Origin of the sequence: Acinetobacter sp. UBA1496, assembly GCF_002324975.1 — a bacterium.
Lineage (GTDB): Bacteria > Pseudomonadota > Gammaproteobacteria > Pseudomonadales > Moraxellaceae > Acinetobacter > Acinetobacter variabilis.
Map to the genome: position 1 here is coordinate 31,771 of NZ_DCRI01000097.1, position 22,168 is coordinate 53,938.

The 22,168-nt window shown below is 44.6% G+C and carries 21 protein-coding genes and 1 pseudogene; 11 read left to right on the forward strand and 11 right to left on the reverse strand.

The genetic code is table 11. The annotated features are described in order from the left end of the window. Positions 1-306: 306 nt before the first annotated feature. Positions 307-1,320, reverse strand: a complete 1,014-nt coding sequence (locus B3143_RS12085) for a CorA family divalent cation transporter (RefSeq protein ID WP_004786961.1) — start codon at positions 1,318-1,320, stop codon at positions 307-309. Between the two features lie 152 nt (positions 1,321-1,472). Here B3143_RS12085 and B3143_RS12090 point away from each other — a divergent pair, with 152 nt between their 5' ends. Both B3143_RS12090 and B3143_RS12095 read left to right on the forward strand, forming a co-directional pair. Continuing rightward, positions 1,473-2,063 (forward strand): TIGR00730 family Rossman fold protein, encoded by a 591-nt coding sequence (locus tag B3143_RS12090; protein WP_286740705.1) that lies wholly within the window; start codon positions 1,473-1,475, stop codon positions 2,061-2,063. A 28-nt stretch (positions 2,064-2,091) separates the two neighbouring features. Then, positions 2,092-2,493 carry an NUDIX hydrolase gene (locus tag B3143_RS12095; protein ID WP_286740707.1) on the forward strand — a complete coding sequence of 134 codons (402 nt, stop codon included), beginning with the start codon at positions 2,092-2,094 and terminating at the stop codon, positions 2,491-2,493. A 1-nt stretch (position 2,494) separates the two neighbouring features. Here the strand turns inward: B3143_RS12095 and B3143_RS12100 are convergent, their stop codons facing one another. Together B3143_RS12100 and recG are read right to left on the reverse strand one after the other, a co-directional pair. Then, the gene (locus B3143_RS12100; protein WP_286740710.1) at positions 2,495-3,130 is read right to left on the reverse strand and encodes a ComF family protein; all 636 of its coding nucleotides are present in this window, start codon (positions 3,128-3,130) and stop codon (positions 2,495-2,497) included. Further along, positions 3,117-5,162: an ATP-dependent DNA helicase RecG gene (gene recG, locus B3143_RS12105; RefSeq protein WP_286740712.1), complete on the reverse strand. Its 2,046-nt coding sequence runs from the start codon at positions 5,160-5,162 to the stop codon at positions 3,117-3,119. The genes B3143_RS12100 and recG overlap by 14 nt, the downstream gene beginning before the upstream one ends. A gap of 33 nt (positions 5,163-5,195) precedes the next feature. Here recG and B3143_RS12110 point away from each other — a divergent pair, with 33 nt between their 5' ends. After that, entirely contained in the window at positions 5,196-6,008 is an 813-nt protein-coding gene (locus tag B3143_RS12110) for an NAD(P)H-binding protein (RefSeq protein WP_286740713.1), read from the forward strand. Positions 6,009-6,169: 161 nt separating this feature from the next. On the opposite strand, the gene plsB is transcribed toward B3143_RS12110, so the two are convergent. Continuing rightward, positions 6,170-8,737, reverse strand: coding sequence for a glycerol-3-phosphate 1-O-acyltransferase PlsB (gene plsB / locus B3143_RS12115; protein ID WP_286740714.1), 2,568 nt, complete (start codon positions 8,735-8,737; stop codon positions 6,170-6,172). 282 nt (positions 8,738-9,019) lie between these two features. Here plsB and B3143_RS12120 point away from each other — a divergent pair, with 282 nt between their 5' ends. Beyond that, complete coding sequence (locus tag B3143_RS12120; RefSeq protein ID WP_286740717.1) at positions 9,020-9,892, forward strand: acyl-CoA thioesterase; 873 nt, start codon at positions 9,020-9,022, stop codon at positions 9,890-9,892. A gap of 143 nt (positions 9,893-10,035) precedes the next feature. Further along, positions 10,036-11,274, forward strand: coding sequence for a dicarboxylate/amino acid:cation symporter (locus B3143_RS12125; RefSeq protein ID WP_286740719.1), 1,239 nt, complete (start codon positions 10,036-10,038; stop codon positions 11,272-11,274). Here the strand turns inward: B3143_RS12125 and B3143_RS12130 are convergent. The 7 genes and pseudogenes from B3143_RS12130 to B3143_RS12160 all read right to left on the reverse strand — a co-directional run bounded on the left by B3143_RS12130 (position 11,271) and on the right by B3143_RS12160 (position 18,519). Further along, the gene (locus B3143_RS12130) at positions 11,271-11,705 is read right to left on the reverse strand and encodes a VOC family protein (RefSeq protein ID WP_208461958.1); all 435 of its coding nucleotides are present in this window, start codon (positions 11,703-11,705) and stop codon (positions 11,271-11,273) included. The genes B3143_RS12125 and B3143_RS12130 overlap by 4 nt on opposite strands. A 97-nt stretch (positions 11,706-11,802) precedes the next feature. Further along, positions 11,803-12,744 (reverse strand): annotated as a pseudogene (locus B3143_RS12135) (metal-dependent hydrolase). Positions 12,745-12,846: 102 nt separating this feature from the next. Next, positions 12,847-13,764, reverse strand: coding sequence for a ribosome biogenesis GTP-binding protein YihA/YsxC (gene yihA, locus B3143_RS12140; RefSeq protein WP_034169668.1), 918 nt, complete (start codon positions 13,762-13,764; stop codon positions 12,847-12,849). 93 nt (positions 13,765-13,857) lie between these two features. Further along, a complete protein-coding gene (locus B3143_RS12145; RefSeq protein WP_175966140.1) occupies positions 13,858-14,298 on the reverse strand; it encodes an RrF2 family transcriptional regulator in 441 nt (146 codons plus the stop codon). Positions 14,299-14,386: 88 nt separating this feature from the next. Then, on the reverse strand, positions 14,387-15,595 hold the full coding sequence (hmpA, locus tag B3143_RS12150) for an NO-inducible flavohemoprotein (protein WP_286740721.1): 1,209 nt from the start codon (positions 15,593-15,595) through the stop codon (positions 14,387-14,389). A gap of 152 nt (positions 15,596-15,747) precedes the next feature. Next, on the reverse strand, positions 15,748-17,298 hold the full coding sequence (locus tag B3143_RS12155; RefSeq protein WP_286740722.1) for a helicase HerA-like domain-containing protein: 1,551 nt from the start codon (positions 17,296-17,298) through the stop codon (positions 15,748-15,750). Positions 17,299-17,316: 18 nt separating this feature from the next. After that, complete coding sequence (locus tag B3143_RS12160; protein WP_286740723.1) at positions 17,317-18,519, reverse strand: PLP-dependent transferase; 1,203 nt, start codon at positions 18,517-18,519, stop codon at positions 17,317-17,319. A 162-nt stretch (positions 18,520-18,681) separates the two neighbouring features. Here B3143_RS12160 and B3143_RS12165 point away from each other — a divergent pair, with 162 nt between their 5' ends. The 6 genes from B3143_RS12165 to rplB all read left to right on the forward strand — a co-directional run. Beyond that, the gene (locus B3143_RS12165; RefSeq protein WP_034169664.1) at positions 18,682-19,416 is read left to right on the forward strand and encodes a type 1 glutamine amidotransferase; all 735 of its coding nucleotides are present in this window, start codon (positions 18,682-18,684) and stop codon (positions 19,414-19,416) included. Positions 19,417-19,690: 274 nt separating this feature from the next. Beyond that, positions 19,691-20,002 carry a 30S ribosomal protein S10 gene (gene rpsJ, locus B3143_RS12170; RefSeq protein WP_000070912.1) on the forward strand — a complete coding sequence of 104 codons (312 nt, stop codon included), beginning with the start codon at positions 19,691-19,693 and terminating at the stop codon, positions 20,000-20,002. 60 nt (positions 20,003-20,062) lie between these two features. Beyond that, on the forward strand, positions 20,063-20,701 hold the full coding sequence (rplC, locus tag B3143_RS12175; protein WP_005233737.1) for a 50S ribosomal protein L3: 639 nt from the start codon (positions 20,063-20,065) through the stop codon (positions 20,699-20,701). Between the two features lie 11 nt (positions 20,702-20,712). Next, the gene (gene rplD, locus B3143_RS12180) at positions 20,713-21,315 is read left to right on the forward strand and encodes a 50S ribosomal protein L4 (RefSeq protein ID WP_004786925.1); all 603 of its coding nucleotides are present in this window, start codon (positions 20,713-20,715) and stop codon (positions 21,313-21,315) included. Next, the gene (rplW, locus tag B3143_RS12185) at positions 21,312-21,632 is read left to right on the forward strand and encodes a 50S ribosomal protein L23 (RefSeq protein WP_004786923.1); all 321 of its coding nucleotides are present in this window, start codon (positions 21,312-21,314) and stop codon (positions 21,630-21,632) included. The genes rplD and rplW overlap by 4 nt, the downstream gene beginning before the upstream one ends. A gap of 11 nt (positions 21,633-21,643) precedes the next feature. Then, positions 21,644-22,168, forward strand: a 525-nt coding sequence (rplB, locus tag B3143_RS12190; RefSeq protein ID WP_286740726.1) for a 50S ribosomal protein L2, incomplete at its 3' end; no start/stop codon positions are given.

The following is a 22,168-nucleotide window of genomic DNA, read 5'->3' on the forward strand; positions in this document are numbered from 1 at the left end:
TTTAAAAAAGTTCCTCCCTTTCTCAGAGGGAGCTTAGGAGGGATTAATTAATTAACCTCTCCCTAACCCTCTCCTGAAAGGAGAGGGGACTTGTATTTTAAAAAAGTGGAGAAATGGGCCTAGACTCGAACTTTAAGCAAATATTGGAAGTCTTTTCTTTCTGAGCGAGAGATTTAAAGCACTGCCTTAAATCTAAGCACAAGAGAGTTAGAGAGGGTTAATTCTGACCCCACCCTTGAGCAGCAGTGCTGCACATCACCTGAAAAGAGAGGGAAATTCCTCCCTTAAGAGAAATTAGGAGGGATTCTAAATCCACTTCTTCCATCTAAAGTAAATAAGAGGCCCAATCAAAAAGCCCATAATAATAATGCTCACCATCACAAAGCTCATCGAACCTTGAGCGAAGGGCAAGACATCAGTGTTCATCCCGTAAATACTGGCAATCAGCATGGGTGGCGCAAGCATACTCGGTAAAATCGAGAAGCGACGGATCGTATCATTCTGTTCAGTGTTAATGAATCCGGACGTGGTATCCAGCAAGAAGCGGACTTTCTGGAACAGGAAGGCATCATGCTCGACCAGTGAGCGGACGTCTTCACTGAGTTCCCGAATATCCGCATCATAAATATGACTGCCTAAGGCTCGTGGACGTGACAGGAAGGTAAGTACCCGTCGTAAATCGATCAGACACAGCTGAGCTTTTCCGAGCATATCTTCCAGTTGGGCCAGACGGGTAATCATGTCATCCAGATCGAGGATCTGTTCACGATGCCGGTTATTCAGAACTTCAGTTGAGTATTTTTCCAGATCCTTATGTACATCTTCCAGAATATCCGCTAGCTCATCCAGTTTGGCTTCGAGTAAACCGAGCAGAATCCAGGTCGGATCTTTATAGTCAATATCATAATCATTGCGACGTGCACGGGCACGAAAGGCCCGGAAAGCTACCAGCTTTTCACCACGCAGGGTAAAGAGCCGGTCTTTATGCAAAATGAAAGCGACTGTCTGAACCGTTGCAAGGATGCTGGCATCATCCTCATGTTCACTTTCGACCTGATAATTTTTATTTTTCGTTAAGAAATAGGTACTGATGTGCAAAATACCGTCATCATCACGGTAAAATCGGGCACTCGAAGAAATATCTTCCAGAGATTTTAAAGTGGGCAGGTTTTGCTCATAGGCATCCAGAATCCATTGCTGTTCTTCCTGTGAAGGCGCAATTAAATCTATCCAAACCAGTTCCGGATGCAGGTCGAAATCACCATTGATGGTGGCATCTTCTAGGCTACCGCGCTCTGTGGCGTAAAAGGCTTCAAGCATGCTGTCTTTTCTCCCTTGCGCAGTATGTTAATCTAAATGCGTGTATTTTAGACAAGGAATTGAATAAAAACACTGATTGTGCAGTTATTTTTGAAAAAAAACTCTCAGGTGCTGCTTGCGTACTATATACCGGCAATGCAATGGTGAAAATGATGAATTCTATCGCAATTTTCTGTGGCTCAGCGCTAGGTTCTGAACCTGGTTATAAACAAATTGCTGAAAAGGTAGGCCAAACCCTGGCAAAAAGACAGCAAACACTAATTTATGGTGGGGGGCGTTCCGGATTAATGGGCATTGTAGCAGATAGTGCCTTAGCTGCAGGGGGCGAGGTCATTGGTGTCATTCCAAGACCCTTAGTAAATCGCGAACTGGCACATCCGCATATTACCAAGTTGTATGTGGTCGATAATATGCATGAGCGTAAGACCAAAATGTCAGAACTCTCCGATGGTTTTATTGCCATTCCAGGTGGGGCTGGAACGCTCGAGGAAATTTTTGAGCAGTGGACTTGGGCTCAACTCGGGATTCATAAAAAACCTTGTGCTTTTCTTAATGTCGATGGCTTTTATGATGATCTGCTTAAATTCATTCAGATGACCACAGACAAAGGTTTTACCAAGCCACGTTTTACTGAAGCTTTGATTGTGAGTGATGACTTCGAAGAAATTTTGCAGAAATTTCAAGATTACCAGCCGCCTGAAGCAAAATGGGGTATGGTCGATCAGGAAGATCTCGTAAAATAGGGATTTCCTATTTGATCGTTCCGAATTCATGAAAACTATTACCGTTGCAGCTGCCATTATTTTGAATTCTGATCAGCAGCTGCTGGTGGTTCGTAAGAAAAATACTGACTGTTTCATGCAAGTCGGTGGCAAGTTGGAACCGGATGAAGCACCTGAACGCACCCTGCTACGTGAAATTCAGGAAGAAATTGGCTGTCAGACTGAGATTCAGCAATTTATCGGGCGTTTTGAAACTCAAACTGCCAACGAACCGGATCATCAACTGGTCAGTTATGTTTATCTGGTGCAATTAGATGGCGAGCCACATATTGAGGCTGAGATTGCCGAAATGAAATGGGTGGACCTGAATCAGAAAGATGTGAAACTTGCACCATTGACTACAGAAATTGTCATACCTTGGGTTAAAAAGAACTTGTTGGTACAAGCCTGATTTAAAGTTTGGCTCCTGCCAGACAAGCGGCGTAAATCTGCTGGCAGCCCAGTTTTTCCAGCTGTTGGCTTAAAGCTCGAATCGAGCTACCAGTCGTAACCACATCATCGATAATTAAAACCTTACGATAACGAACTTTTGAACAGGTAGTGACCCTAAATTGAGCTTCAATGTCTTCGATACGTTCCAGACGGCTTAAGCCTTTTTGTGAATGTTGCTTAAGTCGCTCAACTGGTTGCCAGACGGGAACTTGTAAATGTTTAGCTACATGCTTGGCCAGTAACAAGGATTGATTATAGCCACGTTCGACCAGCCGTTCGGTTGAAATCGGCATAGGAACCACTGCACTGACTTTAGGAAATTTTAAGGTCAGTAATGCACCTGCCAATAAAGGTTCCAGATGCAGCTTTTGTTCATATTTAAATAATTGAATCAGGCGATCCATTGGGTAGGCATAGTCACACGCCACCTGAAACTGCATTTCCTGACGCTGAATGGTCTGATGTGCCCAAGGTAACTGTTGCCAGCAATCCTGACAGACAGAATGCAGGTTTTGATAATCTGTCTGGCACAGCTGACAAGGCTGTAAACGATTCAGCCAGAGTTTACTCTGTTGTAACAGCTTAAACATAGGCATAGCGTGGAGCCTCAGGTAGCCAGCGTTTTAATAATGCATCCGCCTGTTTCGGATAATCTTTTAGCATCTGCTGGGCGACATAATGGGCCTGATTCAACAAGTGATCATCACGTTCCAGCTTGGCTACACGGAAACCCATATCACCGGTCTGTTTGGTACCCAGTAATTCACCTGGACCACGTAATTCCAGATCTTTCTCGGCAATGATAAATCCATCATTGGTTTCACGCATGATGCGCAGACGTTCCTGACCATTTTGGGACAATGGATTTTTATAGAGCAAGGCACAGAAACTGGCTTTGGCACCACGACCCACCCGGCCACGCAGCTGATGTAGTTGTGACAGGCCGAGACGCTCGGCATTTTCAATCACCATAATGGACGCATTCGGGACATCGACTCCGACTTCAATTACGGTTGTAGCAATGAGTAGCTGCAGTTTATTGTCTTTGAATTCCTGCATGACTGCCTGTTTTTCATCAGCTTTCATCTTGCCATGTACCAGACCGATATTCAGTTCAGGAAAGCGTTCCTTAATTTCGGCAAAGGTTGCTTCTGCAGCTTGGGCATCCAGTGTTTCAGATTGCTCTACCAAGGTACATACCCAATAAGCTTGCTTACCTTCAGCACAATTCGTGGCAATCCGTTGCAGAACCTCTTCTCGCCGATCTAACGGAATAGTCACAGTCTGGATCGGAGTACGGCCCGGTGGGAGTTCATCAATAATCGAAGTATCCAGATCCCCATAGGCTGACATGGCAAGCGTGCGTGGAATCGGGGTCGCGGTCATCACCAGTTGATGCGGCGACATGCCATCCAAGCCTTTATTTCTCAAGGCTAAGCGTTGATCGACCCCAAAACGATGCTGCTCATCAATAATCACTAAGCCCAGTTTGGCAAACTCGACATTTTCCTGAAACAGGGCATGTGTGCCCACCACCAGATCCGCGCTACCATCACGGATCACTTGCTCTGCTGCAGCACGCGCTTTACCTTTCTGTTTCCCGGAAAGCCAGGCGACATTTAAACCGAGTGGTTCGAACCAGCGCTTGAAGTTGAGGTAATGCTGTTCGGCCAGAATTTCAGTGGGTGCCATCAGCGCGACTTGCCAGCCTTCTTCTAGGGCATGACAGGCTGCTACGCCGGCAACCAAGGTTTTTCCTGCACCCACATCACCCTGCACCAGACGCAGCATCGGTTTATTCTGCTTCAGGTCTTTAGCAATTTCTTTGGATACACGTTTTTGCGCACCGGTCATTTCGAAAGGCAAACCAGCCAGAAGCTGTTTGGCATAGGTTTTACTCGGGGAAAATGAAGGAGCTTCAATCTGCTGAATAAAAGCACGCCGGGTCAGCAAACTGATTTGATGCGCCACCAGTTCCTCAAAAATCAGACGTTGCTGTGCCGGATGTGAGCCTTGAGTGAGCTGCAACATATTGGCGTTCAGCGGCGGATGATGAATATATTCCAATGCCTGCTTCAGGCCATAACCATTGCTAAATTTTTGTGGCAACAATTCAGGCAAATCATCACTATGCAGTTCTAGTGCCTGTTTAATATATTCCCGCAGCTTGGGCTGAGTCAGTCCTTCGGTTGCCGGATAGATCGAGGTGAGTTGGGTATGAGGCAGAGGTGTATGTTCAGTAATCACTTGCAGCTCTGGATGATACATTTCCAGGCCACGGGCACCGACTCGCACTTCACCAAAGACTCTTAAACGGTTACCGAGCTTGCAGCGATCGGTAATACCTTTATAGATATGATAAAAGCGCAAAGTGACTTTGCCAGAGTCATCATCCAGTAACACCGCCATGGACTTGCGTTTACCGGGAGGGAAATCAACCCCTTTCACGACACCTTCCAGCAAATAGCTGCGTCCCACTGTCAATTGATTCATGGGAATGATCGTGCTACGGTCTTCATAGTCACGTGGTAGATGAAAAAGCAAATCATCAGTATTAAAGATATTTAGTTTTTCGAGTAAAGCAGCGGCGGCATTGCCAACGCCTTGTAACTGATGGACTGCAGCCATGTCCCCTCAACTAGGTCTGTGATTCGGTGTCGAATGCATATTTTATTTATTGGTTATGGTAAAACATCCGAGCGGGTAGCTAAACAATTATTTGAGCAAGGTCATCAAATTAGCACAATTAGCCAAAGCCCCAAAACAGATTCATTCGCAACTCATCTGATTCAGGATGTGCACACTTTAGATTTAAGTGCAGTCGCTCCGATTGATTGGGTCTATGTGTTACTCAGTCCCAAACAGAGTGGTGTCGAAGCCTATCAGCATACTTATCTGGATTCGGTTCAGCCAATCGTCACTGCCTTGAAATTCCATCCGGTAAAAAGAATTGTGGTGGTTTCATCAACCCGGGTTTATGGACAGAATGCAGGTGAAAGCGTGGATGATGAAACTGAAATTTATCCGAATGATGTTCAAGGTGAAATTCTGCATCAGATGGAACAGGTATATCTCGCGGCTTATCCTGAACAATGCACCATTATCCGCCCTAGTGGGATTTATGGGGCTTCTGTGGCACGTATGCAGAAAATGGCAGCATCAATGACCAGCTATCCAAATCTGCATTGGTCGAATCGGATTCATATTGAAGACTTATCACGTTTTCTAGCTCAGATGATTCACGTGGAACATCCTGATTCTTCATATATTTTGACCAATAATGAGCCACAACTTTTGCATGAAGCCCTGCAATGGTTCCAGCAGCAGATGGGCGTACCTATATTGAAAGTGGAAAGTGACAGGGTGACGGGTAAAAAGCTGTATGCCACAAGAATGGAAAAGATAGGCTTTGAGTTAGAGCATCAGGATTGTTTTCAGGATTATTTAGAGTTGATAAATAAGACTGATTTATAAATTTGGAAGTTCCTCCTCCTTCTGGGAGGAGGCTAGGAGGAGGGTTTTTTAAATCACCTCTCTCTAACCATCTCCTAAAAGGAGAGGGAATATCTATTATTTTTATTAATTCCCAAGCAAAAAAAGAGAAGTCAAAACCTCTCTTTTCCTTTACTTAAGCTTTACTTTTTCTTGCGTTTCGCACGTTTCTTGGCTTGTTCAGCCGCAACTGCATCTAATGCTTCTTTCAGCTCTTCATCGGTAAAGGACGTGATGTGATGCAGCATTTGCAGCTTCACTTCATCCAGTACCAGATCTGCATACTGCGCAACATTGGTTAGCTGCTCATCATAGACAATGGCATTGTCTTCGTTGGTACAGATATAGCCTTTTTGCGTCAAAACTTTGATAAAGCTTTGGAATAAGGCTTTATCAAAGAATTCTGGTGAGTTGAATTCATATAGTACAGAAAGGCGTTGCCCTACCAGATGACTCAGTTCTTCCACCTGACGGGTCGAAATGTTGCCTGGTCCACGCTGAGTGATTAAAGCCAGTGTCATATAGTAACGTTCCAGACTTTGGGTCACTGGAGCAGCCAGAACTTCAAGCTGGTGATGCGCTTCAGTATTTGGTGCTGGTGCTACCAGATTTTCACCATCTTCACTGATCAGGTTAGTTGCAAGTAAAGCATCGATATATGCGTCAACGTGTTGCTGAATTTCGTCTTCTTTCCATTTCAGGAACAGCTCGGCTTTCAGGAACGGATAGAGCGTACTGCTGGCATTAATCGCATCTTCACGGCGAATCATGCCGTTGTGTTCTACCAGTGCTGCAATCAGGGAAGGCAGTACAAAACTATGCACGATGTTATTACGGAAATAGGTCAGCAATACAGCCTGATTATCTTCAATCGCAATAATATCGCCCAGAACATGTTTCACCCGTTTGATCAGCTTGAGCTTCATTGCATAGGCAATAATCTCTTTACCTGAAAGTGAGGTAATTTGCATACGCTCATCATAAGGTAAAGCCACCAGCAGATTACGGTAGGTATCCAGCTGCTTGATACAGATTTCTTCGTCCAAGGTATGTTTCGGTGTTGCCAATAAAATAAGTGACAGCAGAGAAACTGGATTCACCACGACTGCACGGTTGATATTTTCCAGAATGGCTTGAGCGGAACTGTTGACTGCGTCGGATACCGGCTGCGGAATCGGATCATCATTCTTTTCAATTTTGATATGTTCTGCACCATTCTGTTTCAGGATGTCATCCAGAAATACTGGTTCACCGAAGTTCAGATGAACCTTGCCAAAAATACGTTCAATTTTGCGCAAGGTTTTCAGGATGCCAAAAATAGATTCTGCTTCTTTTGGCTTGCCATTCATTTCACCGACATAAGTACCGCCTTCCATCAGGCGTTCATAGCCGATATAAGTCGGAACAAAGACAATCGGTTTAGCCTTGCCACGTAAATGACCATGTACGGTCATCGCCAGCATGCCGGTTTTTGGTGGCAGGAGACGACCAGTACGTGAACGGCCACCTTCGATAAAGTATTCCAGTGGGGTATTACGCGACAGCACGCTATACAGATACTCTTTAAATACGGTGGTATAAAGTGCATTACCGCGGAAGGTACGACGGATAAAGAAAGCACCACCACCCCGTAAGATCTGGCCCACAAATGGCATGTTCAGGTTATCGCCTGCCGCAATATATGGCACCATCAAACCACGGCGATAGATTACGTAAGACAATAATAAATAGTCGATATGACTGCGGTGACATGGCGTATAGACAATTTCATAATCTTTGGCCAGTTCACGCACGGTACTGAAATTATGCACTTCAACACCGTCATAGAGCTGGGTCCATAAACGGGTTAGGGCTTTATCGGCGAAACGTACGGTAGAATGAGAATAGTCCGATACAATTTCATTCAGATAGCCAATCGCACGACGTTCTGCTTCCAGCATACTGATTTTGCTACGGATACTTTCGTTACGAATAGCCGCCTGTACATCCGGAGATTTAATCAGGCCATGCATCACATTACGGCGATCTGACAGGTCAGGGCCGAGAATCACTTCACGCTGTGCATCTAGATAATCATTTAGTCGGCTAACAATATAGGTCGCTGGCGCTGAATTTGGATAGGTTTCTTTGGCAAAGTCCATGAGGGCGCGTAAAGATTGCGGCTCATGAAACTCCAGATAAGACTGGCGGCCATGCAGACCGATATTCACCAGCTGTTTGACTCGGCTTGGTGTTGACCAGGTATCGGTAAATAAAAGCTTGAACCAGGAATCTTCTTTTTCAGGATCACGACCCCAGAGCACAGTGACCGGTACTAGTTCCACGTCTAGTTCAGGATTTTTTTCGAGTACTTCAATCAGACGTAACAGACGTGGTGGAAAGGCATGTGGTGGTGAGCTAAGCAGATTATTCTCATCATGGTACTGCAGGAACAGCACTGAAGCCTTTTCCTTGCTGTCACCAATCTGTAGAGGATCGAGCGCAGGTGGCATATTTAAACGGCGAGTTTCTGCATCAACTACCAGCGCATTACTGCGTGAATGATTCTGCAAGATATAGCAGACAATTTTCTGCTGCGCTGCCGGAATCTGGTCAGTAGTAGGAGTTGTCACTTCACTTGGTACTTTCCCAAGAACATGCGGGGTGACCACAAGATCAAGTAGCTTACTTGAAAGCTTGCGATACATTTGACCAAAGCCACTCTTGGACATAGTTACTCCTAATTTTACTGACCAAAACTACAGAATTTCTGAGGGAATTTATTTTGATTGATTATAAAAACAAACAATATGTCATTTTCTGACAAATTCAATCGAAGTGGTTCAATTTTAGCGCGAAAGCAGATGTTTTTCCTAGTAAGTTGCAAGAGCAGTTGACAGAACAGTCAATCAATCTTTAGAAGATTGCTTGGATTTTATGGCAGAATATTCAGAATAAATTGTATAGATTTATTTCTACACTTCTGGATCTTGCCAATATCACACAGGTTGCTTATGAATGCCTTAACACAGGAACTGGTCGAGCTGCTCAGTTTAGAAAAGTTAGAAGAAAATATTTTCCGGGGAATTAGCCGTAATCTGGTAGGCAAGCGCGTATTTGGTGGGCAGGTTCTGGGACAGGCTCTACGTGCTGCGTCTTATACCACAGATCGTCCTGCACATTCATTGCATGCCTATTTCCTGTTTGGTGGCGATGTCAATGCACCGATCATTTATGAAGTGGACCGTATCCGTGATGGCAAAAGTTTCGTCAGCCGTCAGGTTCGCGCCATTCAGCATGGCCGTACCATTTTCATGTGTATGGTTTCTTTTGCGCATCAGGAAGAAGGTCTGAACTATCAGATTTCAGAACCTGAATATCCACCGGCAGAAAGTCTAAAAAATGAAGCAGAGTTAACCCGGCAGATTATCGAATTTATTCCGGAAAATGTGCGTGCGTCTTTCATGCGTGACCGTCATGTCGAGATTCGTCCTGTGATGCCGGTGAACCCATTCCAGCCGCAACCGGAAGCGCCGAATTATGCGCACTATATCCGTACTCATGGAAAGATTGCTGCAGAAGTGGATGAAATTTCCCTACATCAAGCGATTGCTGCTTTCTATTCAGACTTTACCTTAATGACCACGGTGCTACGTCCGCATGGTTTGAGTTATCTTTCACCAAGCTTGCAATGTGCCAGTATTGATCACGCCATGTATTTCCATAAACCGTTCCGGGTAGATGAATGGATGTTATACGACATGGATGCTACTCAAAGTGCCAGTTCGCGTGGTCTGAACTTTGGCCGCATGTGGCAAAATGGTGAGCTGGTCTGCAGTACCACACAAGAAGGCCTGATCCGTTTACGTGAAATTGAAACCCAATAAAGTATACTTTTAATTTAAATAAAGCCGGATCCCAGATCCGGCTTTATACCTTTTTAAGCACGGCTCTTTATAAAAAATTACTCGATTCTCTAGCACTTGCATGGCATAGTGCCCTTAACATCAATATTAAAAATGCATGTGAAATGAGCTTAAATACGCAGATTTTAATTGCCGCCGTAGTGGGGGTACTGTTTGGATTTTTACTGACTTTATTTCCGCAAAGCACATTTTTTGATGTCGGCCTGTATGGGATTGGAATTGCCAGCAGCCTTTTTATTGGTCTCCTGAAAATGATTTTGATTCCCCTGATCTTTACCTCAATTGTGGTTGGGGTGTCTAATCTGCAGGCGGGGGGACGGCTGAGTCGAACCTGGAAAATCACACTATTATGCTGCGTGACCACCACTTCATTGGCATTGATTCTAGGACTGACCTGTGCACATCTGTTTAATGTGGGGAGAGGCGTAGATGTAGTGATGTTTCAGGATGCGATGGCTCAGCATCAGACTCCTGATACTTTAACGCCGTCGTCTTTCTTTACTAATTTTATTCAGAATACCCTAATCAATCCCTTTAAGGCCTTTGCTGATGGCAATGTCCTAGCCGTTGTAATTTTTGCCCTATTTATCGGTGTGGCTCTGGTCGCAGGTGGAGACAGCTTCCGTACTGTGCGTAAGCTCAGTCACCAGTTTTTTGACATCATGATGTTGATGATTGGGTGGATCATGAAACTGGCACCGATTGGGATTTTTGCATTACTCGCCAAGTTAATTGCCACTGAAGATATTTCAGTACTGAGCCGTCTGGCCGAGTTTGCGGCAGTCGTGACAGGTACCACAATTTTTCATGGGATAGTGGTGTTGCCGTTATTGCTATGGATCTTCGGAAAAATGAATCCACTGATCTTTTTTAAAGGCACCCGTAGTGCATTAATTACCGCCTTTGCCACCAGTTCCAGTTCGGCAACCATGCCGATTTCTTTAAAGTGCGCGCAGGAAAATCTAGGGGTACGTCCGCAAACAGCCGGTTTTGTGATTCCACTTGGCACGCAGCTGAATATGGATGGAACAGCACTTTATGAAGCAGCCGCAGCTTTGTTTATTGCCAATCTGATGGGGCTGGATCTAACTTTAGGTCAGCAGCTGGTGGTTTGTGCCACGGCAATGATTGCATCTCTAGGTGCACCGGGCATTCCAAGCGCCGGCATGGTCACCATGATCATGGTGCTGCAATCGGTGGGGCTGCCTGCTGAAGCGATTGCGATTTTACTTCCGATTGACCGTCTGCTGGATACCGTACGTACTGTGGTCAATGTACAGGGCGATATGATGATTAGTGTGGTGGTAGATCGACATACCCGCGAGCCTGAAGTGCCAGTTTAATCTTTGTCTAATTCAGCTTTATCTAAGTCTGGATTCCAGACAATTTCCCAGAGATGACCATTGGGATCCTGAAAATAACCTGCATATCCGCCATAAAAAGTCGTGTGTGCAGGTTTAATAATTTTAGCACCGGCACGTTCTGCCTGTGCCATTGCTTGATCGACTTCTAAGGGACTATAAACATTATGTCCCAGAGTCATTTGAGTCGGACAGATTGGACTCGGCTCCAGACCGGTATCTTGCTGGATACTACGCTGTGGCCATAAGGCAAGCTTAAGACCAGGTTGTAATTGAATAAAAGCCACCGCGCCATATTCAAACTCTTCACCCATAATTCCTTCACTGGGAAAACCCAGTCCGTCACGGTAAAAGTGTAATGAAGCTTCCAGATCGAGCACACCGAGGGTAATCACAGAAATCCGTGCTTGCATAACTCCCTCCTGATTATGATTGTTATATTTCTATCTCAGGACAAATAAAAAGCAGGGAAGCGATCTCTGCTGTTAGAAATTGTAATAACAGGCAAGCTTAAGCGACTTTGAGAGTAGCACGTTTGGCTGCCTGTGAATGGTTGAGATAATGCAGCGCATCATCGGTACTGCCTTCATGCACCGGATCATACCAGGGCATTAAGTAGCCGAGCTGTTGGGATACTAACCACAGTGGATTTGGCAACAGGCGGTTATCTAACTGGGAAATACGTAACCATTCTTTCCAAATCCAGGGTTTATATATGGCAGGTTTAAGTGGTTTAAAGCGTGGATCCTGTGCCATTAAATGTGCAGCACCATCCACCCAAAGGCCAATTACACCAATAATGACCACCACACTTAGATAATAACGGGCAATATAGCCGCCTAGGTGACGGTATAAATCAAAAGCCACACTACGATGCTCAATTTCTTCAGCACCATGCCATTTCACCAGATCCAGCATATTCGGATCAGTACCCAGACGTTCCCATTCAGTATTGTAGAGTGCATATTTACCCAAGACACAGATCATATGTTCTATCGTCGCAATGATACCGAGACGAAACAGATCCCATTGGTGTTCTAAGATTTTAGGAATTTTGAGACCGAATAGCTGATCGGCGAGCAGCTTGTTAAATAGGAAATGCATGATGTCCAAATTGCGCTGGCTATCAATCTGACGTTCAGATCAATATTCTTTATTGGACGAATTATGTGCCTGGGCATGCATGGCTTCCTGACGGATAAACGCCTGTACATCATGCTTTAATTTTTCGTCAGTGATCTGGGGGAGAACTTTATTATATAAGCGGCAGAACCAGAGTTCACTCGCGGGCAGAATATTGTTAATTTCATTGACGAAGTAACTGGCAAAGGGCTGATCAGGAATCCAGTCGACTGGAGTGTCTTGCCATTCAAAGCTGACTTTGCGAGGCTGGATAAAATAGGAAATGGAAGAGCCAATTATTGTTGTTTTGAAGCGCGAAAGTAAAGACATGGTGTGAATCCATCACTGCTTGATCAAGACAGTATGAAAAAAATATCCCGAATTGCAGCAGGCAATACGGGACATCCTTTTATCCGATCAAACACATTCGGCTTATTTGTGTGGATCCTGTTCGACAATCTCAGTTGGATCGACTTCCACAGGTGCGTCCAGATCATTCAGTTCACTGGCACTGACTTCATGAGCGCTGTTGGTCTCATCTTCATCTTCTAATAATTCAATTGGTTCATCAGCTTCGTTTAAATCATGCATTGAAGCTTCAGGAATGCTGTCCAGATCAAATTCAGGTGCTTGATTCAAAGTGAAGTTCAAACGGCCGCCCATCACACTGGCCAGTTCTTCCAAACCTTGCTTGTTTAGAGAAGAGAACAGTTGAATCGAGAAATCCAGCTTCATTTTTTTCAGTTTGGCTTTTACTTCTTGTAGCGCTTTAGAAGCAGGGCCACGGTTCAGCTTGTCGGCTTTGGTCAACAGGACATGTACGAATAATTTACGTGAATACGCCCATTCCAGCATCATCACATCAAAGTGTTGTAGCGGATGACGGATATCCATTAGCAGCACTAAACCTTGCAGGCTCTTACGGTGAATCAGATAGTTTTCCAGTTCTTTCTGCCAGACAATTTTCATGGCTTCTGGGACCGCTGCATAGCCATAACCCGGTAAATCGACCAGACGCTGATCCGGATTGCCAAGGCTAAAGAAGTTGATCATCTGGGTACGGCCTGGTTTTTTGGACGCACGGGCCAACTGTTTCTGATTGGTCAGGGCATTGATGGCACTCGATTTACCTGCATTAGAGCGGCCAGCAAAAGCCACTTCATAACCGGTATCTTCTACACATAAGCTCAGCTTGGGTGCACTCATCAGGAACTCAGCTTTGCGTAACCAGTTGAGGGCTTGTACCGAATATTCAGTAATGGCTGGATCGACCTTTTTTTCATAGCTGATCTTTTGCTTTGGGGCATTTGATGCCTTACTGTTTTTCGACTTTCCTCTGCTGTGATGCATGACTCAACTTCAATGACTAATTATACAAGAAGCTATTATAAAGGAAGTCGGGCGGGCAAGCGAACTTTAGAATTGTTCAATAGAATAAGGGTATTAGAGATTGATCAGACTAATCGGTGACTGGATACTAAAATGTTCCTTAGTCGGTTCAACGACATCACCCAGAATATATTGATCCAGAATGGTATAGAACTGCTCCACAGCCTGATCCAGAATGCCTTTTAATCCGCAATTGGTACGTAATATACAAGGTGGATCATTACATTCTACAATCTGGTTATCACGTTGTAGAATACGCACAATCTGTCCTAGCTGAACTTTCAGGGCAGCTGGATTAAGACGGATTCCACCCCCTTTACCACGAGAAGTAATGAGCCAGTCCTGTTTCGCCATAAAGTAGACGATTTTCATGGCATGGTTCTGCGAAATCTGTAAGCGCTCCGCCAGCTCGGCAATTGTATAAGGCAGATCACGAGGTTGTGCAACATACATCAGTATGCGCAGCGCATAGTCAGTAAATTTATTCAGTTGCATGATAATACTGATGTTTTTGACGAAAAAATTAGGGTTAGTCTAGCATACCAGACTAACCCTCTGCTTTTATTTTAAGCTGAAGAAGCAGTTAGTGGCGTACACCACCTGTGCCAAAGGCTTCGCTATGAATGTTCTCGGCAGGGATTCCGCGAGCGACGAGTGCCTTTTGCTGTTCAGCCATAAATGGCATTGGGCCACAGAGATAGTAGTCTGCATTGGCTGGTAATAATGCGCTATCTACAGTGCTTAAGTCCAGTCGACCGGCAACATCATAATCCTCACCCAGTTTATCGCTTGGGTGCGGGAATTCATAAGCAGTCATTGTGCTTAAACGTGGGTATTTGGCTTTCAGGTCATGAATATGCTGTTTCATTGCATGTACCTGTTTGCTACGGCAGGCATGAATGAAAGTCACCGGCTGCGGCATATCCAGAGTTACCAGCTGGTTCAGCATGGCTACCATTGGAGTCAAGCCTACACCACCACTGATGAACACATTACGTTTGTTCGGATCGATCAGGTAGAAGTTACCTGTCGGTGCAGAGACTTCAATTTCCGAACCTTCTGGCAGGCTGTGTAGGGTATTGGATACCCAGCCTGGTACCATGTCGCCTTTCTGGTCTTCACGTTTCACCGAGATACGCAGGTAATCCGCTTGTGGGCAAGTCGACAGGGTGTATTGGCGTGGCTGTTTTAGGTTCAGCTCAGGCACAAACACACGTACTGAAATGTATTGGCCGGCTTCATATTTCGGTAATGGACCGCCGTCAACTGGAGCCAGGTAGAAGGAAGTGATTTCATCACTTTCCACGACTTTCTTGGCAATCTTGAAGTTGCGCCAGCCTAACCAGCTACCTTTAGTCTGTTCATGCTGATCATAGATCGCTTTTTCAGTTGCAATAAACAGATCCGCCAGTTGACCGTACGCTGCAGCCCAAGCATCAATCAATGGATCATCCATAGAAATGTTCAATACTTCACTGATCGAATGTAAAAGGTTTTCCCCAACAATATCGTAGTCCGGTGCCTTAATATTTAAGCTCACGTGCTTGTGTGCGATCAGCTCAACCACGGGTAACAGCACAGATGGATCTTCGATATTTTCAGCATAAGCCAGAACCGCACCTGCCAAGGCTTGTGCTTGAGCTCCACTGCGTTGATGTCCCATGTTAAAGGTTTCTTTCAAATCAGGATTATTGCCTAACATGCGGTTATAGAAATAACCGGTCAGGGCAACCCCATTTTCACGAAGTACAGGAACAGTGGCTTTTACAAGGTCAATTTGCTGTGGAGTCATAGCTGATCTCTCATGGCTGTTATTTATAAGATGTATTTAAAATACATCTTATAAAATGCTTTTACAATATAGGAAATGCATAAAACCATAAAAAAATTATGGGATATAAAAATATCCCATAAAAATGATGTTTTCAATCGGAGAAAGGAAGGCTATTTGCGCCCGAAGAGGGAACCTAATAGACCAAGCACAATTTTCTGTCCGGTACTACCACCAAGACTACGTGCTGCACTTTTAGCAAAGGTACCCACAATATCCTGAGTAAGTTTTTCACGTTGCTTAGCTGTACGTTCAGCTTCTTTTTGCTGTTCACGTGCCAAACGTTCCTGTTCCTTGGCTTGCTGTTTAGCTAGAACTTCCTGTTCTTTGGCTTGCTGCTTGGCAAGTTCCGCGGCTTGAGCCTGCTGCTGACGTTCCAGTACTTTTTGCTGTAGCATCTCATGCGCACTGTCACGGTCAACTTCCTGCTCATAAATACCAGCCACGATGCTTTGTTGCATCAGTGCCTTACGTTCTTCTAGTGTAATCGGGTTAAAAGAGGAATGTGGGGGCATGATCCAGCCACGTTCAACAATCTGCGGAGTCCCTTTTTCATCCAGACAGCTAATCAGCGCTTCACCCATAGCAAGTTCAGTAATCGCTTCCTGCACTTTAAATTCTGGATTGGCACGGAAGGTATCTGCCGCCGCTTTGACTGCCTTCTGGTCTTTAGGCGTAAAAGCGCGTAAAGCATGCTGAATGCGGTTGCCGAGTTGCCCTAATACGCTTTCAGGTAAGTCGAGTGGATTCTGGGTGACAAAGTAAATCCCGACACCTTTGGAGCGGATCAGACGCACCACCTGTTCAATCTTTTCCTGCAGGGCAGGGCTGGCATTATCAAAGAGTAGGTGGGCTTCATCAAAGAAGAACACCAGTTTCGGTTTGTTTAGATCACCCACTTCTGGTAACTGTTCAAATAACTCTGACAGCATCCATAGCAGGAAAGTGGCGTACAACTTCGGTGTATTCATCAGCTTGTCGGCAGCCAGCAGATTGATATTACCGCGGCCTTGGCTATCCGTTTGCAGGAAATCCATCAGGTCTAATGCCGGCTCACCAAAAAATTTATCCCCACCCTGATCAGCAAGCGCGAGCAGGTTGCGTTGAATCGCACCGAGACTGGCAGGTGAAAGATTGCCATATTCCACTTTAAAGTCTGCAGCATGTTCACTGACATAACTCAGCATGGCTTTCAGGTCTTTAAAGTCAATGAGTAATAATCCCTGATCATCGGCAATCCGAAAGACGGCAGACAGTACGCCTTCCTGGGTATCATTCAGATTTAGGATGCGGGCAAGCAAAAGCGGCCCAATTTCGGAAATCGTAGTACGGATTGGATGACCCTGTTCACCAAACAGATCCCAGAACACGACCGGCGAAGCTTCAAAAGGAAGTGAGTCAATATTTAGACTTTTAATCCGTTCATCAAACTTAGGATTGCTTTCCCCCGGCTTGGCCAGGCTGGAAACATCACCTTTGGCATCGGCAAGGAACACGGGTACACCAATGCGGGAAAAACTTTCTGCCGAAACTTTCAAAGTTACCGTTTTGCCGGTTCCGGTCGCGCCGGCAATTAGTCCGTGACGGTTGGCAAGCTGTGAGTGCAGTACAATATCTTGCGTGGTATCACTGGTTTTTTTAGCAATAATGATTGGTGTGCCCATAAATTTTCCTATTGTTATTTATTCATTTTTAAGTTTTTTCATTTCTTGTAGTGCATGCTGAATATCTTCAATCAGATCTTCGGGATGTTCCAGACCAATACAGAAACGAACCAGAAAACCTTCTTTCAAATGTGAATGTTCAAGCACACGCATTTCTTTTAAGTTATATAGCATGACCAGACTGACAGGACCACCCCAGCTAAAGCCAAGCTTAAACAGTTGTAAGCTGTCACAGAAATTGCGAATATCTTGCAGCTTGTAGTTATTGTCAAAAATCACGCTGACCAGTCCGGCGCTGTGTTCTTGCTTGCAAATTTCTTTCCAGTATTCATGACCTGCGTTGTCAGCATCAGCCGGATGTAAGACCTGAACAAATTCTGGTTGCTGTTTGAGCCAGTCTAATAACGTTAAACAGCTTTGTGATTGATGTTCATATCGGAGTTGCATCGATGCTAGACTACGTTGTACCTGAGCGACATCATCACCTGATACTGAAATACCCTGAATGGCATGCGCACGGAACAATTTATGGTGCAGTTCTTTATCGCGGGTCACTACTGAACCCATCAGGATATCACCGCCACCACTTGGATATTTAGTCAGGGCATGCACGGTCATATCGATACTTAAATGATCGTCACCAAAATCAAATGCATTAAAGGCAAGGCCTGCACCCCAAGTATTATCCAGCGCAGTGAGGATGTTGTTCGCTTGGGCCTTCTTGACCAAGCGACTCAAATCGGGAAATTCTAAAGTCACGGAACCTGCTGCTTCCAGCCAAAGCAGTTTGGCTTTTTTCGAGGGCTGAAAAGTATCTGCATCTATCGCATTATAGACTTTGACCTGAATACCATAGCGGGTTTCCAGATTGCGTAGATGTTCCATGTTTGGACCATAGATATTATCCGCAATCCACACTTCATCACCCTGGCTTAAAAAACAAGAATTCACGAGATTAATCGCGGATAAACCACTCGGTGCCAGCAAACAATATTGACCACCTTCGATCTGGGCAATGCTATCGCCTAAGGTAAATGTCGTCGGTGTGCCATGCGTGCCATAGCTATAGTCATAGTCATCAGTCCAATGGCGATTAAATAGGGCATCAGTGTTGTTAAAGATAATGGTGGATGCACGAAACATGGGAGGTTGAATACTCGAAATATATTGCGGGGCCTTTCGTGGTGCATGAATCAGCGCTGTTTGAGGATTTTTTTTCACGTGAATGCTCTTAAATGTAATCAAATATTGCTTTAGCTTAAGAGAATCTCATTATTGCTGCTAGTTATGTTGTGAAATGTTGAAAAAACAGACATTGCTAAAAAGTTGGCTTCATTTTTGCAAAACCTAAAATCAGAGAGCTACAACAAAAGGTTTAGGCGCATGAAGTCGCAGTTAAAAGTACATTATTTTCAGCATATTGCTGGCGAGGGCTTTGGTAGTTGTATTGATTTTTTAAAGCAGCATAAGGCGCAAATTACTGCGACTGAATTCTTTGCTTTACCCGTCGATCGTCCACTTGATATAGAAGCTTTACCAGCAGTTGAAGAAGTTGATTTGTTGATCATCATGGGAGGCACCATGAGCGTCAATGATGAAGCAAATTATCCATGGCTCAAGATCGAAAAACGCTGGTTACGCCGTTATCTTTCTCAAGGCAAGCCGACAATTGGTCTATGTTTAGGTGGGCAGTTGATTGCCAATGCCTTGGGTGCGGCCGTCAGCCGTAACCAGGAACAGGAGCTAGGCTGGACCACGGTACGCAAAGTCGCACATGTACCAGAGGATTGTTTTGTTTTACCTGAACAGTTTGAAATCATGCAATGGCATAGTGAAACTTTTGAACTTCCTAAGGGAGCGATTCATCTGGCAGAAAATGAAGCCTGTCGTAATCAGATGTATCAACTCGGCAAGAATGTCTTGGGTTTCCAGTTTCATCCGGAAATTACCCCGGAAACTTTAAAGCTGTTTTTGGAAAATGAAGAAGAAATTTCACAATTTTCTGGAAAATACGTACAGGACATTCAACAACTGAAAAGAACAACCAAAAATAATTTTATTCAAGGAAATCAAATATTAAACCAAGCCATTCAATATGTTTTGGAAAAAACGGCCTAGTGGGTAAAAAATAAACAATTGATTTCCCGAATAAATTGAAATACAGCAAGAAAAACCGTAAAAGGGATTTGCTTATGCAATAAACAATGGCTATAATGAGCGACCCTTCAATAGGAAGGGGGTTAACTGCGAAGAAAGTAGTTAACTATCGTTACAGTCGTGGCATCGATCACGACCTTAGTGATATTTCACTGCTCTTGACACTTGCCTTTAAATAGTGGGGTGAGATGCGTCAAGAGTGATTCTTTATATATTTGGCTTGGAGTTAACTGGTATGTCTAACCAGAGAATTCGTATCCGTCTTAAGTCTTTTGATCACCGTCTTATTGATCAATCAGCTCAAGAAATCGTAGAAACAGCAAAACGTACTGGCGCACAAGTTTGTGGTCCAATTCCAATGCCTACACGCATTGAACGTTTTAACGTTTTAACATCACCACACGTTAACAAAGATGCGCGTGACCAATACGAGATCCGCACTTACAAACGTTTGATCGACATCGTTCAACCTACAGACAAAACTGTAGATGCATTGATGAAGTTAGATCTTGCAGCTGGTGTTGATGTTCAGATCGCATTGGGTTAAGGCTTTCGGGTTAATTAACGCTCTAAGTTAATTAGGCCGCTTTTTTAGAGGTTTATGCACATGGCTATTGGTTTAGTCGGTCGCAAGTGCGGTATGACACGTATCTTTACAGATGCTGGTGTTTCTGTGCCTGTTACAGTGATTGAGGTTGATCCTAACCGCATCACTCAAATCAAAACGCTTGAAACTGATGGTTATCAAGCGATTCAAATCACTACTGGTGAACGTCGCGAATCTCGCGTAACTAACGCTCAGAAAGGTCACTTCGCGAAAGCTGGTGTTGCTGCTGGTCGTCTGGTTCAAGAATTCCGCGTTTCAGAAGCTGAGCTTGAAGGTCGTGAAGTTGGCGCTACTATCGGTGTAGATCTGTTCACAGTTGGTCAAATCGTTGATGTAACTGGTCAGTCTAAAGGTAAAGGTTTCCAAGGTGGTGTTAAGCGTTGGAACTTCCGTACTCAAGACGCTACTCACGGTAACTCTGTTTCTCACCGTGTTCTAGGTTCTACAGGTCAAAACCAGACTCCTGGTCGCGTGTTCAAAGGCAAAAAAATGGCTGGCCATTTAGGTGCTGAACGCGTAACTGTGCAGGGTCTTGAAATTGTATCTATCGACGCAGAACGTTCAGTTCTAGTGGTTAAAGGTGCGATTCCTGGCGCTACTGGTGGCGACGTAACTGTTCGTCCTACGATCAAGGCCTGAGGGGAAATAACGTGAATTTAAATACTGTTTCCGGCTCTGCTGTTGAATTATCAGAAGTTGCGTTCGGTCGTGAATTTAATGAAGCTCTTGTACACCAAGTTGTTACAGCTTACTTAGCTGGTGGTCGTCAAGGTTCTAAAGCTCAGAAATCACGTGCAGACGTTTCTGGCGGTGGTAAAAAACCATTCCGTCAAAAAGGTACTGGCCGCGCTCGTGCTGGTTCTATTCGTAGCCCAATCTGGGTTGGCGGTGGTAAAACTTTTGCTGCTCGTCCACAAGACTGGTCTCAAAAAGTAAACCGTAAGATGTACCGCGGTGCTATGCAATGCATCTTGGCTGAACTTGTTCGTCAAGATCGCTTAGTTCTAGTTGAAGAGTTTGCTGTTGCAGCTCCAAAAACTAAAGAATTGCTTGCAAAACTTAACGACTTGAATGCTACTCGTGCATTGATCGTTACTGATGCTGTTGATGAGAACTTGTATCTAGCTGCTCGTAACCTTCCACACGTTGATGTGGTTGATGCGACTGCAATCGATCCTGTTAGCTTGATCGCGTTCGATAAAGTTGTTATGTCTGTAGCTGCTGCTAAGAAAATTGAGGTAGAACTCGGATGAACAACGAACGTTTATATCAAGTCCTGCAAGGACCTGTTTTCTCAGAAAAAGCACAAGTTTTAGGTGAAACTGCTGGTGTTCAAGTATTCAAAGTTGCACTTGATGCAAACAAACTTGAAATCAAAAAAGCAGTTGAACAATTGTTTGGTGTAGAAGTTGTTAAAGTTAACACTACGATCACTAAAGGTAAAACTAAACGCTTTGGTAAAACATTAGGACGTCGTTCTGATGTTAAAAAAGCATACGTCACCCTGAAAGCTGGCCAAGATGTTGAAATGGCTGACTTGGGCGATGCCGCTGAAAGCGCAGCGGAATAAGGACGAAAACTATGCCTATTCAAAAATGTAAGCCAACGTCTCCAGGACGTCGCTTTGTAGAGAAAGTGGTTCATGATCACCTTCACAAAGGCGCGCCTTATGCTCCACTAGTTGAAGCTAAAAAACGTACTGGCGGCCGTAATAACAACGGTCACATTACGACTCGTCACGTTGGTGGCGGTCACAAACAACACTACCGTTTAATCGACTTCAAACGTAACAAAGACGGCATTCCAGCTGTAGTTGAGCGTATTGAATACGATCCAAACCGTACTGCGCACATTGCGTTGTTGAAGTATGCTGACGGTGAACGTCGCTACATCATCGCGCCTAAAGGTTTACGCGCTGGTGATTCAGTTCAATCTGGTAACGATGCTCCAATCCGTCCAGGTAACTGCTTGCCACTTCGCAACATGCCTATCGGTTCTACTCTTCACAACATCGAACTTAAAATCGGTAAAGGCGCGCAGTTAGCTCGTTCAGCTGGTACTTCTGTTCAGTTGTTGGGTCGTGACGGTTCTTACGCTATCGTTCGT